The following is a 13,547-nucleotide window of genomic DNA, read 5'->3' on the forward strand; positions in this document are numbered from 1 at the left end:
TTAAAATTCTTAAATTAGACAGAGTTTAACGGCTCTGTCTAATTGCATAAAATACATTATAAAATGAAGAATAAATCTATAATTGCCCTTTTACTTTTAGCACTTTCATTCACAGCGTGTAAAGATGATAAACTGGCTCCTGTTGCACCAAATGCGGTAAAACCAACAGCTGTTACCGAAGCTTTGCCTCATGACACTGACGATCCTTCAATATGGATTCACCCAACTGATGCTACAAAAAGTATTATTGTGGGAACAGATAAAGATACAGACGGTGGTTTGTATGCTTTTGATCTGAATGGAAAAATTCTTAAAAAATCAATTCCTTTAAAACGCCCGAACAATGTTGATATCGCTTACGGATTGATTATTGACGGAAAAAAAGTTGATATCGCTGTTACAACTGAGCGTGAAAGCAACAAAATCAGAGTTTTCAGCCTGCCGAATTTAGACCCAATTGACAACGGAGGAATTTCGGTTTTTGAAGGGGAAGAGTTGCGTGACCCAATGGGAGTTTCTTTATACACAAGACCAACTGACGGTAAAATATTTGCTATTGTGGGAAGAAAATCTGGTCCTTCAGGAAGTTATTTATGGCAGTATGAACTTTCGGGTTCCGGTAAAAACGCTGTTGGAAAAGTAGTTCGCAAATTTGGAGCTTACAGCGGAAAGAAAGAAATTGAAGCCATTGCTGTTGATAATGAATTAGGCGCAATTTACTATTGCGATGAACAAGTTGGAATCAGAAAATACAAAGCAGATCCGGCTTTAAACGACAATAAAGAATTGGCTTTCTTCGGTCAGAAAGATTTCAAAGCAGATCATGAAGGAATTGCGATTTACAAAAAAACAGCTACTACGGGATATATTTTAGTATCAAACCAACAAGCAAACACGTTTATGGTGTATCCGAGAGAAGGCGTTAACGGAAATCCAGACAGCTATAAATTACTGGCAGAAGTTCCAACGTCAACAATTGAATGCGATGGTGCCGATGTAACCAGCGTTAATTTAGGCGGAAAATACAAAAACGGTCTTTTTGTAGCTATGAGTAACGGAATGACATTTCATTATTACGCATGGGATTTGATCCAGAAGCGTATTGACGAAGTAAAAAAATAAATTTTCAGTGTTGTTTTCAGTCGCAGTACAGTGTTTAGTGTTTATTTTTATTTTTTAGCTGCGATTGGAAACTAAACAAAAAAGCTGTTCATGACGAACAGCTTTTTTTAGTTTGAATTAAATAATCTTCCTTATTCTGTTTTTGGTGCGCCTGCTAAAATTTCAGCATTCGCAAACTCTTCAAATTTGGCAAAATTAGCTTTGAATTTCTGAGCCAGTTCGATTGCCTTTTTATCATATAACGCAGGATCTTCCCAAGTATTTCTCGGATTCAATATTTCGCTTGGAACATTTGGGCAGGATTGCGGTTTTGCAATTCCAAATACCTTGTGGTCTACGTACTCCACATTATCCAATTCTCCGTTTAGAGCTGCCGTAATCATCGCACGGGTGTATTTTAATTTCATACGGCTTCCGGTTCCGTAAGCTCCGCCAGTCCATCCAGTATTGATTAACCATACTTTTACATCAGCGTCTTTCATTTTTTTGCTTAGCATTTCAGCATATTTTGTTGGATGCAAAGGCATAAATGGTGCTCCAAAACAAGCAGAAAAATTAGGTTGAGGTTCAGTTACACCTGCTTCAGTTCCGGCTACTTTTGCTGTATAGCCCGAAATAAAATGATAAGCGGCCTGACCCGGAGTCAGTTTTGAGATAGGAGGCAAAATTCCGAAAGAATCTGCCGTTAAGAAAAATATATTTTTAGGATTATGGCCAATAGAACCCGGTTGAATATTATCGATATGTGTTATTGGATAGCTCACGCGTGTGTTTTGCGTAATCGAAACATTATCATAATCAACTTCGTTAGTTCCTGCTTTGAAAACCACATTTTCTAAAAGCGCTCCTTTTTTTATAGCTCTAAAAATATCCGGTTCATTTTCTTCAGATAAGTTGATTACTTTGGCGTAACAGCCGCCTTCAAAGTTAAAAACGGTATTTTCGCTTGTCCATCCGTGTTCATCGTCACCAATTAATTTACGTTCCGGATCTGCAGATAAGGTTGTTTTTCCTGTTCCGGATAAACCAAAGAAAATAGCAGTATCTCCGGCTTCACCCACATTGGCGCTGCAGTGCATTGGCAACGTATTTTCGAAAACCGGTAAAATGAAATTCAAGGCAGAGAAAATTCCTTTTTTCATTTCTCCTGTGTAACCTGTTCCGCCAATTAAGGCTACTTTTTTGGTAAAATCCAAAATAGCAAAATTAGACTGTCGTGTGCCGTCTACAGCAGGATCTGCCATAAAACCTGGCGCACAGATTACCGTCCAGTCAGGAGTAAAGTTAGCCAACTCGCTTTCTTCAGGTCTTAAAAACATATTGTAGCAAAACAAGTTCGACCAGGCTGTTTCTGTTACTACCCGAACATTTAGTCTGTAATTTGAATCGGAACAAACGTATGAATCGCGAACAAAAACTTCTTTGTCTGATAAAAACTGGGTTACTTTATCATATAGTTTTTCGAAAGCTTCTGGTGAAAACGGAATATTTACATTTCCCCACCATACTTTGTCTTCTGTAATACTGTCTTTCACAATAAAACGATCCTGTGGAGAACGTCCTGTAAATTCGCCTGTATTAATGGCCAAAGCACCTGTAGAAGCTTCAACACCCTGCCCTGATTGTAGCGTAATCGCATGCAGTTCATCTGCAGATAATTGATAGTGAACTTTAGCATTTGTAATTCCTAAATCCATGAGCGAAATCGATTGCGAGGAAAGTGTATTCGTTTCCATAAATTTTTGTTGTGTTATAATTTACTTTAAAATGTCAATTTTAAAAATCCAATTAACCAGGAATTTGTGTTACATTATTTATTTATACTAATGAATAAAATAAAAAACTCACAGTAATTAGGTTGCGTGTTATATATACAACAAAATTAGGTATTAAATTTTAGATAGAATTTTTTTAAACCAATTTTATGATTTTTTCTTAAAAAAAGTAGCTAAAAGTACAAACCAGGCGAAGATTAATAAGAAACCACCAATTGGAGTTACGAATCCTATAATTTTAAAGTCAACTGAAGTTACATTTTTTGTAGTCAGTAAATAGATCGAACCGGAAAATAATAAAACGCCTCCCAGCACTAAATTATAAATTACTTTTAATGTCTTCAAAGACAACTCTTTTCTGGAAGCGACAAAGAACAAAAAGAAAGCGTGATACATTTGATAACGAACTCCGGTTTCAAAACTTGTTAATTGTTCCGGAGACAATATCTCTTTTAAAGCGTGCGCACCAAAAGCACCAAAGATAATCGCTATCATTCCAAAAAGAGCTGCTGTAATAATTATTTTTCTTTCCATGTTTATGTATTTAATGACGTTGTTGAAATTTAATCAGGTATCAGGCTGGGTCCATTCGACTTCGCTCAGGATAAACTTAGTCGAAGCTCTTTCCGATTATTCTTTTGATCTGATTTATTGTATCAAAATTAAATTTCTAATCAATTTCACTCAACGAAGAGTGTTTTTATTATCACAAAAATACTCTTAATTCGACCAAACAAAAAACAATTCAAATACACTTTTCAAAAAAATCTGATTTACTTTGTTTCATTTATTTTAAAAAGTTTATCATTCTTCAATTGTTATTTTTGTAACAATTTACTATTTTTGTGTTATATATGTAAATTTATGAGAATTATTCTAATCATTGGAGCGGGAAGATCCGCATCTTCCCTGATACGATATTTGCTTTTAAAATCTGAAAGTGAAAATTTACATATTGTAGTTGCCGATTTATCTTTGGCTTTGGCCGAAAAGAAAATCAATAAACAGCCTAATGCTACTCCAATTGCCCTGAACATTTTTGATGTTGAAGAAAGAAAAGCTGCTATAGAAAAAGCTTCTATTGTAATTTCGATGCTTCCGGCTTATTTACATATTGAAATTGCAAAAGACTGCCTGCAATTCAAAAAACATCTCGTTACTGCTTCCTACATAAGCGATGCCATGATGGAACTTGACGAAGAAGCCCGAAAAAACAATTTAATTTTCATGAATGAAATTGGTCTCGATCCGGGAATAGACCACATGAGCGCCATGAAAGTTATTGACGAAATTAGATCGAAAGGCGGTAAAATGCTGCTTTTTGAATCTTTCTGCGGGGGATTGGTAGCTCCTGAGTCAGATAACAATTTGTGGAATTACAAATTTACCTGGGCACCCAGAAATGTAGTTTTAGCAGGGCAGGGTGGTGCAGCAAAATTTATTCAGGAAGGAACTTATAAATACATTCCCTATGGAAGTTTATTTCGCAGAACTGAATTTCTTGAAGTTGAAGGTTACGGAAAATTTGAGGCCTATTCTAACCGTGATTCACTTAAATACCGGTCAATATATGGTTTAGATGATATTTTGACTTTATACAGAGGAACAATTAGAAGAGTTGGTTTTTCAAAAGCATGGAACATGTTTGTGCAACTGGGCATGACAGACGACAGTTATATCATGGAAGATTCTGAAAACATGAGTTACCGTCAGTTTACCAATTCATTTTTGCCTTATCACCCAACAGATTCGGTCGAAATAAAAATGCGTTTGATTTTAAAAATCGATCAGGACGATATTATGTGGGATAAACTTTTAGAACTGGATTTATTTAACCCAAATAAAAAAGTAAATCTTCCCAATGCAACTCCGGCACAGATTCTGGAAAAAATACTGACTGACAGCTGGACGCTTGAACAGGATGATAAAGATATGATTGTGATGTACCATAAATTTGGTTACGAACTGAATGGAGAGAAGAAACAAATCGACTCAAAAATGGTTTGCATAGGTGATGATCAGACGTATACGGCAATGGCAAAAACCGTTGGATTACCTGTTGCCATAGCTACATTATTGATTTTGAATGGAAAAATTACAACTCCGGGCGTACAGCTTCCAATCAATAAAGAGGTGTATTTGCCTATTTTAGATGAACTGGAAAGTTACGGCGTTATTTTTAACGAGCAAAACATGCCATATTTTGGATATAATCCGGACTTATTTTAACGGATTTATTTTTAGTTTTTGAATTTTAAAATCCGCTTCTTGTATAAAGGAGCGGATTTTTTAACTAATTTTCTGATTGAATTGTAACAGGCAGACTGTAAGCAGTGCTAACGGCTGTTCCATCTTTGAGTTTGCCCGGAATCCATTTTTTATTCAATTTTAAGCATCGTATGGCTTCCTCTCCTGTACCATAACCAATATCTTTTAAAATTGTAGTTTGTCCAATTGAACCGTCTTTTTCAATTACAAAAGCTATAACAAGCTTTCCTTTTAATCCCACTTTTTCAGGAGTTTTAAACTGTTTTGAAAGATCTTTATAAAAATTTTGCAAACCTCCCGGGTAAGTTGGTTTTTCAAAGACTTCTGCTACTGAATATATCTTTTCTTCAATCTTTTCAGTTGCTTCAATATTAATAGGGAAAGAGTATAAAACCCGAACCGGTTCTCCTTTGTATTTTCCAGGAATCCACTTTGGACAATTTTGAAGCACACGGATGGCTTCTCTTCCTGTTCCATAACCAATATCTCTTAAAACTCTTATATCTACTAAAGAACCGTCTTTTTCAATGATAAATGTAACGTAGATTTTTCCTGCTAATCCCTGAATTTTTGGTGTTTGATAATTAGCTCCTATAAAGTCATAAAATTTCTGAATACCACCCGGAAAGACTGGAGTTTCATCTAACTCGGACATGTTTTTATAGTCATTAGTAGCTGAGTTAATTTCTTTCTGAGCTTTTATTTCAAAGGAAATAAGGGCAATAAGCAACGAAAGTACAGGTAAAAGTTTTTTTGGCATTCCCACAGTTTGGATGGTTTTTATTAGATTAAAACAACTGCAATTTTAATAAATAAAATAACACAAATGTTTTTATTTTTTTGCTGCCTGAATTTGGATTGGCAGACTATACAAAACCCGGACCGGTTTTCCTTTTACAGAACCCGAAGTCCATTGTGGAGAAAGTTTCAATACCCGAATCGCTTCTCTTCCCAGTCCATAGCCTAAATCTTTTAAAACTTTTATCTCAGACAAAGAGCCTTCTTTCTCAACTACAAATTGCAGGTAAAGTTTTCCTGAAACGTTGTTTTTAGCCGCTTTTGACGGCATTTTAAAATTTTCGCCTATAAACTTATAAAACGTTTCCATTCCGCCGGGAAATACAGGCTGTTTTTCAATTGAATTAACAGCCACTGCCTGATTATCATCTTTGAATGTTTCACTCTTTTCCTGAGCAACACTTTTATGACTAAATACAAATAATAGTAAACCTGAAAATGCAATTATAGTAAATACTTTTAGGGCCGATTTGATTTTGGATTGTTTTTTGGTCATCATAACAAAACGTTTTTTGGTTATTAAATAATTGATAGTACTCGCCAAATTAATACTGGTTTTATCTGAAGCTATTTCAAGTAATAAATTCTGATATTCTGAAATTGAATTGTATCGAATATTAACTGCTTCGTCTGCCAGAAATTCATGATTAAGTTTAATCGCTTTTTTGTACAAAATAAGGACTGGATTAAACCAAAACACAATTTGTAAAATTTCTATAAAAAGAATATCCAAAGTATGTTTTTGCTGCAAGTGCGCTTTTTCATGCGCTATTAATTCTACTGGGATTTTGTTGTTTTCGAATGCTGCTTTATTAATGAAAATTGTATTCCAAAACGAATGTGGCAGTGTACTTTCTTCGATTAGAATGATTTTTTCTTCGTTTATGAATTGTGTTTCATTTACTTTAATTTTTCTATAGAATGTATACAGATTCAATATGAAACGAATAATTAAAACCGAAACCACAAGAAAGTAGATTCCAAAAAGAACATTAGTCAGATTTAGATAATCAACTACTGTTTTTAAATTTTCATTGCTTTTCTGAACCACTAATTCATCTAAACTGAAAGACCCTATTTTATTGGAAGCAGCAGATTGAAATGAAATGATTTGTAATGGAATTAAAACACTAAAAATCAAACTCAAAAGCAGATAAGCCCGATTAAAACGAAACATTTTTTCGCTTGCCAGCCCTGCTTTATATCCTGTATAAAAAAGCAAAAACAGTAATCCTGATTTTAATAGATATTCAATCATTTTTTCTTCTTTTGAATTTCTGAATCGATTATTTTTTTAAGCTCTTCCAGTTCTGAAGCTGACAAATTGGTCTCAGTTGTAAAGAAAGAAGCAAATTGCGAAGCCGAATTATTAAAGAAATTACTAATCAGCCCTTTTACATGTTTAGAGAAATAATCTGTTTTTTTGACCAACGGATAATATTCCCTTGAATTTCCGAATTCGTTGTAAGCCACAAACTTTTTGTCAATCATACGTTTTAAAAGTGTTGCAACGGTGGTTGTGGCAGGTTTTGGTTCCGGATACGCTTCGAGCAGATCTTTCATGAAAGCTTTTTCAAGCTTCCAGAGATGCTCCATTAATTGTTCTTCTGAATTTGATAATTGCATATTTTTTTAGGTTCTAAGTTGCTAAGATTCTGAGTTTCTAAGTTTTTATTCTAAGTTTTGTTCTGAAACTAAATTCCCTTTATTGTATTTTCTGATATCGGTTAACTTTCCTTTATCCGAATAGTATTTCCATTTTCCAAAATAAAACCAGTGTGTTTCGACTGAATCAATTTCGACACTGGTTTTTCCTTTTGATTGCAGTTTTCCGTTTTGATGATAATATTTTACAGTACAGATTCCGTTTTTGTATTTTTCGGTTTTATAGATTTTCCCGTTGATGTAGGATTTCCACTTTTTTACGGGCTGGTCGTCTTTGTAATATTCGTACGATTTATAATGAGTACTGTCTTCAGAATATTCTTCAATCCATACTCCCTGCTTTTTCTTTTCAATCTTTTGATTAATTAAATGAGGCTTACAGCCAAGAAGAAATGCACCACACAAGAATATTACAAAAAGGTTCTTCATAGCTTTTGTTCTACATTTATAGATTTGTTTCTACAAATGTAGAATAAAATTTTAAATATGAAAGAAAAAAGTTTTAATATTTAAATAAAACTATAATTTTCAATGCTTTGGGATTGCGTTAGGGATAGCAGCGGTATCCTTTTTATTTTTCCTTTAAAAATAAAAAGATATAGTGGATAGCCCGGCCGTAGGTAACGCCCGAATCAATAGCAATAGCAAATTTCAATAGGAATATCAACTTGAAAACTCAAAAAAAAAATCCGCTCATTGCTGAACGGATTTTGAATTTTTATAAAAAGAATTATTTCGAAAGCTCTACAAAATATTTGTAAAACAACGGAATAGTCTCAATTCCTTTCAGGTAATTAAAGATTCCGAAATGTTCGTTTGGTGAGTGAATTGCATCACTGTCGAGACCGAAGCCCATTAGAATAGTTTTACTTTTTAGTTCTTTTTCGAACAATGACACAATTGGAATACTGCCACCGGAACGAACCGGAATCGCCGGAACTCCAAAAGTTTCCGTATACGCTTTGTTTGCTGCCTGATATCCAATACTGTCAATTGGCGTAACATAGCCCTGACCTCCGTGGTGCGGTGTAACTTTTACGGTAACTCCCGCCGGAGCAATATTGGTGAAATGTTTGGTAAACAGTTCTGTAATCTCATGCCAGTCCTGATTAGGAACCAAACGCATCGAGATTTTCGCATAGGCTTTGCTGGCAATAACCGTTTTGGCGCCTTCACCCTGATAACCGCCCCAGATTCCGTTTACGTCTAATGTTGGACGGATCGAGTTTCGTTCGTTGGTTACATATCCTTTTTCGCCATAAACATCAGCAATGTTCAAAGCATTTTTATATTTTTCTAAGCTGAAAGGCGCTTTTGCCATTTCGGCTCTTTCTTCAGCAGATAATTCCTGAACTTTATCGTAGAATCCCGGAATCGTAATATGATTGTCTTCGTCGTGAAGTGAAGCGATCATTTTTGCCAGAATATTAATGGGGTTCGCTACAGCCCCGCCGTATAAACCGGAGTGCAGGTCGCGATTTGGTCCTGTAACTTCAACTTCTACGTAGCTCAAACCTCGTAAGCCTGTCGTTATAGATGGCTGTTGGTTCGAAATCATTCCAGTGTCTGAAATTAAGATTACATCGTTTTTCAGTTTTTCCTGATTGCGTTCTACAAACCAGGCTAAACTTGCAGAGCCTACTTCTTCTTCGCCTTCGATCATGAATTTTACGTTACAAGGCAGTGTATTGCTTTGTACCATATATTCAAGTGCTTTTACGTGCATGTACATTTGGCCTTTGTCGTCGCAGGCACCACGGGCGAAAATAGCACCTTCGGGATGAATATCGGTGGTTTTGATAACGGGTTCAAAAGGGGGAGAAGTCCATAATTCCATTGGGTCCGGCGGCTGAACATCATAATGGCCGTATACTAAAACGGTAGGTAAATTAGGGTCGATTGTTTTCTCTCCATAAATAATTGGATAACCCGGAGTATCGCAAATTTCGACAAAATCGCAGCCTGCTTTTGATAAACTTACTTTTACAGCTTCGGCCGTGTCAATAACATCTTGAGAGTATGCGGTGTCGGCACTTACCGACGGAATTTTTAATAATTCGATCAATTCATTGATAAACCGATCTTTATGTTGTTGAACGTAGGACTTAATGTTTTCCATTTAAATTATTTTTATAGAAAACCAAATATACAAAAAAGAGAATTAATATTTTTTTTCAAATTTTTCTTTGAATATTCGAAAGTATGCTTATCTTTGCACCCACAAACACCAGTTCAATGAACACCTTATTAAAATAAGAGTTTAGTGAATTAATTGAGCGGATATGGTGAAATTGGTAGACATGCCAGACTTAGGATCTGGTGCCGCAAGGCGTGTAGGTTCGAGTCCTATTATCCGCACTTTTAAAATGCAATTATCTTACTTTTAGATACTTGCATTTTTTTTCTTTAAGTACTGCTCAGCCATTGCCCAACGATTTTAAGAAAGCTATGATAATTCCTATCATGGACTTAAAAAAACTCTACATCCCGTTAATTAAGTCACATTGATTTATTTATATTTGTTAAAATAAAATTAGCAAATGAGTTCGTATAAATTACAAATAAAAGACATTGCAAAATCCCATAATCAAACTATTGCAGTATGTGACGCATTAATAAAACAATATCAAAGCGAACCAGAAACCAAACTAATTATTGATTTTTCAGATTGTGATTTTATTTATCCCGATTATGCAATTCTCTTATTATGCACTATTAAGTACCTTGAGCACTTAGGACATAAAGTTAGTGGGACAATAAAACTAGGGGCTAATAAAGCAATAATAACTTATTTGGCAAAAATGAATTTTTTTGAAAACCTAAATGTTGAATTACCTATTTCAATTCCCAAGTTCAATCATTATAATGCCGTTCAAATACAAAAATACACTTCAGATAATCAGATTGAAGTTTTAAACAGCATTCTTAAAGTTTTAAGAGAAAAAAGCTCAATGTATGATAATGTGTATGCTAGTTTGGATTATTGTTTTAATGAAATTTTAGACAATGTATTAAATCATACTGATGAAAAAGTCGGCTGGGTAGTTGCGCAATATTTTGAAAATCTAAATTCGATTCGCTTAATTGTTTGCGATTTTGGAATGGGAATACATAAATCTTTAAATCAAAAACATGATTTTACAGAAGAAGAAGCCATAACAAAATGTATTGAAAGCGGAATAACAAACGGCAAAGGTCAAGGACATGGCTTATTTGCTACAGCATCTTTTATAAGACTTAATAAAGGATGGCTAAGTTTAATATCAGGAAAGAAAAAACTTAATGTAAGTGAAAAGAAAACCATTGTAAAAGACATTCCCAATTGGCAAGGTACTTGCGTTTATATTAGAATAAATACTAATGTAGATGTTGACTACAAAGAATTCACAAGTCAATTTTATGATTATAAAAAACAAGTTTTTGAAAATCTATTTGAAAATTAATTACTTTTGCAAAAAAAATAATAACAAAAAACAAACATAGTTATCAACAAAAAAGCCCTAACTTTACATAACAAATACTATCAAAATGACACATACAATCCTTTTTAAAGACATTAGTCCAAGTCTTGGGACAAGAGATTTAGGGGCAAAAATTCGTGTATCGATTATCGACAAAATAGAAACTAATGAAAAAGTTTATTTAGATTTTGAAGGAGTAGATGTAGTAACAAATTCTTTTGCAAACGAATGTTTTAGTAAATTAAAAGACAGTATTACGCTAGATGTTTTCAAATCTAAAATAGCCTTTTTAAATACAAATGATTTCGTGCAAAGAGTTATCATTTCAGCACTTTAAAAAATTATATAAAAATATTAAAAGCCACTTAAAAGTGGCTTTTTTTGTTTGCTGACACTATCCTTAAATCTGATTTTATTCAGATCCTGCGATTCTATTATTAAAAAACTTAGAATTATTTCTGAATATTATTCTACTCCTTTAATGTTGAATGAAGAATCAAATTTTATTACATCGGTTTGAATATCGAAACCTCCATAACTATTTTTCGCTCTATATTTGTGTTCTACATAGTAATAAGCAATATACTTATTCCCCAAGTCTTTTTCAGTTTTTTTGCGAATTAATTCCCATTCCTTTTTACTATCATTTTGTTTAATATTATCTGCTTCATAAACTCTGATAGTTTCTAGGCAATCTTCAATTTCAACTTCTTTATCTCCTTTTTCTTTAAATTCTTTTATTTTTTCCTTACGTAGAAGTATTACCGAATTATTTTTTTCAATTTCTTCATTTATTGATTTTAAGGCTATAGGGATTTCTTCTAATAATTTTGCACTCATATCACCAAGAGTTTCCGTTGATAAGATGGTTAAAGTTATTAGCTGATAACTAGAAGGATCTTTTAAATGTTCTTTATTGTATTTTAAAATTGATTTTTTCATATATAATTTAATATCTATATTTTTTTGTCCAAAAGCAAAAAAATTAAACAGTAAAAAAAATAACAGTAGTTTTTTCATTTTTTTTAATTTATTAGTGCAAATCTAATTTATAATAACTATTTCGCTTTATGGTTTTCCATACTTTAAAATACTTTCTTCACTCAACATCCAAATAAGGATCTAAAACTTCGGCTAATCTATTCATACAATAAAAATTATACTCAATATTGTTTTTTCCTGGCATTGTTTCGAAGTCTTTCATTACCTGCAAAGAAAGGATATAGTTTATTTGTCGTATTGTTTTTGCCATATCTTTAGGGTTAATGCTGTTTGTGAAAAAATCTATCAGTCTGGTTTCTGTTTCTTTTGAAAGGCTTTTTGTCATGATTTTGAAATTAGATAAATATCAGGACTACAATATTATTGGACTTATTTTTAAAATTGAACCCATATATGAGTCCAACTTTATTTTATTTTTTCGTAAAAATCCATGTAAATTAGCAGATGTAATCAAAACATTCTAGGGAATAAGAATAAAAGCCGAGACATATATGACAAAATATTTTTTAAGTTTTTTTGAAAATTGGTGGAAACCAATATTATTTTGGTTTTTGTCTATTTTGTTTTTAATAACTTCAGATGTTTTAGAGAGTTCTGTTTTGACCAGAATAGGTTTTGTTTGGGTAGTATTTGGGTTATTTGGCTTGCTAATTTCAGTAATATATCAATTAGTTAATAAAAGATGGTTTAAAGGTCTTATAACTCTCGTTCTGTTTGGTGGAACAATTGTGATGTTTATAGGTTATATGGTCGTGGCATTTTTTATAGAACAGGAAATACCAGATACATGGGCTAAAAACTTAACAATTCCGAAAAACATTCAAATTGATGATCCGGTTGATTTGGATCATTATGCAAAGTTTGAAGGACAGCGTTCTGACAGCATCAGTAACAGAATTGTAGAAAAAACCGATTTTCAACTTTATAATTCTTTTCAGCCTGGACTTTATGAATATGATTTTTGGATAGGAAAAATTGAAAGCGGTCGCATTTATTTAAAAGCATTTGAAATTACTCATAATGAAGCGCTCTCTACTGATGACTTGCCTAGAACCAGTTCAATTCAAATTTATAATCCAACCGATAGTATAAAGAAATTTAGCACTGGAGACGATTTTGCAATTTACGAAGGCGATTGGGGAGATCCGTATGCTGCAAGATTTGAGGTTTGGTTTAAACCTGATAATGGCAAAAATGAACGAAAACTATTTTCTAAAAATTATAAAATTGAAGGTTGGATGAGGTAGTTTATTTGGAATTAATCCGGAATCAATATAAAATTAATAAAAACAAAAAACCCGAATATTGCTATTCGGGTTTTGTGGTACCTCCAGGGATCGAACCAGGGACACATGGATTTTCAGTCCATTGCTCTACCATCTGAGCTAAGGTACCGTGCTTATTAATTCACTTTGTTTCAGTTTCCGTATGTTTCTGTGAACGTGTTTGCGGGTGC

14 protein-coding genes and 2 tRNA genes are annotated in these 13,547 nt (G+C 33.5%); 6 read left to right on the forward strand and 10 right to left on the reverse strand.

Annotated features, from left to right (window positions below):
• The first annotated feature begins 63 nt into the window (after positions 1–63).
• Positions 64–1,122: a phytase gene (locus tag BXU10_RS09015; RefSeq protein WP_078227051.1), complete on the forward strand. Its 1,059-nt coding sequence runs from the start codon at positions 64–66 to the stop codon at positions 1,120–1,122.
• A 131-nt stretch (positions 1,123–1,253) separates the two neighbouring features.
• Here the strand turns inward: BXU10_RS09015 and pckA are convergent, their stop codons facing one another.
• Positions 1,254–2,858, reverse strand: coding sequence for a phosphoenolpyruvate carboxykinase (ATP) (gene pckA / locus BXU10_RS09020; RefSeq protein ID WP_078227052.1), 1,605 nt, complete (start codon positions 2,856–2,858; stop codon positions 1,254–1,256).
• 186 nt (positions 2,859–3,044) lie between these two features.
• A complete protein-coding gene (locus BXU10_RS09025; protein WP_078227053.1) occupies positions 3,045–3,431 on the reverse strand; it encodes a DUF423 domain-containing protein in 387 nt (128 codons plus the stop codon).
• A gap of 330 nt (positions 3,432–3,761) precedes the next feature.
• On the opposite strand from BXU10_RS09025, the gene BXU10_RS09030 reads away from it, so the two are divergent.
• Complete coding sequence (locus BXU10_RS09030; protein ID WP_078227054.1) at positions 3,762–5,126, forward strand: saccharopine dehydrogenase family protein; 1,365 nt, start codon at positions 3,762–3,764, stop codon at positions 5,124–5,126.
• 64 nt (positions 5,127–5,190) lie between these two features.
• Here the strand turns inward: BXU10_RS09030 and BXU10_RS09035 are convergent, their stop codons facing one another.
• The 5 genes from BXU10_RS09035 to BXU10_RS09055 form a co-directional block, all read right to left on the reverse strand.
• Positions 5,191–5,925 carry an energy transducer TonB gene (locus BXU10_RS09035; protein WP_078227055.1) on the reverse strand — a complete coding sequence of 245 codons (735 nt, stop codon included), beginning with the start codon at positions 5,923–5,925 and terminating at the stop codon, positions 5,191–5,193.
• A 72-nt stretch (positions 5,926–5,997) separates the two neighbouring features.
• Complete coding sequence (locus tag BXU10_RS09040; protein ID WP_078227056.1) at positions 5,998–7,221, reverse strand: energy transducer TonB; 1,224 nt, start codon at positions 7,219–7,221, stop codon at positions 5,998–6,000.
• Positions 7,218–7,589 (reverse strand): BlaI/MecI/CopY family transcriptional regulator, encoded by a 372-nt coding sequence (locus BXU10_RS09045; protein ID WP_078227057.1) that lies wholly within the window; start codon positions 7,587–7,589, stop codon positions 7,218–7,220. The genes BXU10_RS09040 and BXU10_RS09045 overlap by 4 nt, the downstream gene beginning before the upstream one ends.
• A 45-nt stretch (positions 7,590–7,634) precedes the next feature.
• Positions 7,635–8,057: a hypothetical protein gene (locus BXU10_RS09050; protein ID WP_078227058.1), complete on the reverse strand. Its 423-nt coding sequence runs from the start codon at positions 8,055–8,057 to the stop codon at positions 7,635–7,637.
• Positions 8,058–8,358: 301 nt separating this feature from the next.
• On the reverse strand, positions 8,359–9,747 hold the full coding sequence (locus BXU10_RS09055; protein WP_078227059.1) for a dipeptidase: 1,389 nt from the start codon (positions 9,745–9,747) through the stop codon (positions 8,359–8,361).
• A gap of 157 nt (positions 9,748–9,904) precedes the next feature.
• On the opposite strand from BXU10_RS09055, the gene BXU10_RS09060 reads away from it, so the two are divergent.
• The 3 genes from BXU10_RS09060 to BXU10_RS09070 all read left to right on the forward strand — a co-directional run bounded on the left by BXU10_RS09060 (position 9,905) and on the right by BXU10_RS09070 (position 11,426).
• Positions 9,905–9,986, forward strand: a tRNA-Leu gene (locus BXU10_RS09060).
• Between the two features lie 182 nt (positions 9,987–10,168).
• Positions 10,169–11,071 carry a sensor histidine kinase gene (locus BXU10_RS09065; RefSeq protein WP_078227060.1) on the forward strand — a complete coding sequence of 301 codons (903 nt, stop codon included), beginning with the start codon at positions 10,169–10,171 and terminating at the stop codon, positions 11,069–11,071.
• An 85-nt stretch (positions 11,072–11,156) separates the two neighbouring features.
• Positions 11,157–11,426: an STAS-like domain-containing protein gene (locus BXU10_RS09070; protein WP_078227061.1), complete on the forward strand. Its 270-nt coding sequence runs from the start codon at positions 11,157–11,159 to the stop codon at positions 11,424–11,426.
• Positions 11,427–11,554: 128 nt separating this feature from the next.
• On the opposite strand, the gene BXU10_RS09075 is transcribed toward BXU10_RS09070, so the two are convergent.
• Positions 11,555–12,109 (reverse strand): hypothetical protein, encoded by a 555-nt coding sequence (locus BXU10_RS09075; protein ID WP_078227062.1) that lies wholly within the window; start codon positions 12,107–12,109, stop codon positions 11,555–11,557.
• Positions 12,110–12,188: 79 nt separating this feature from the next.
• Entirely contained in the window at positions 12,189–12,416 is a 228-nt protein-coding gene (locus BXU10_RS09080; protein WP_369801770.1) for a hypothetical protein, read from the reverse strand.
• Positions 12,417–12,582: 166 nt separating this feature from the next.
• On the opposite strand from BXU10_RS09080, the gene BXU10_RS09085 reads away from it, so the two are divergent.
• Entirely contained in the window at positions 12,583–13,338 is a 756-nt protein-coding gene (locus tag BXU10_RS09085) for a hypothetical protein (RefSeq protein ID WP_078227064.1), read from the forward strand.
• Positions 13,339–13,413: 75 nt separating this feature from the next.
• Here the strand turns inward: BXU10_RS09085 and BXU10_RS09090 are convergent.
• Positions 13,414–13,486, reverse strand: a tRNA-Phe gene (locus BXU10_RS09090).
• Positions 13,487–13,547: the final 61 nt, after the last annotated feature.

The sequence above is a fragment of the Flavobacterium sp. LM4 genome (assembly GCF_002017935.1).
Classification (GTDB): Bacteria; Bacteroidota; Bacteroidia; order Flavobacteriales; family Flavobacteriaceae; genus Flavobacterium; species Flavobacterium chungangense.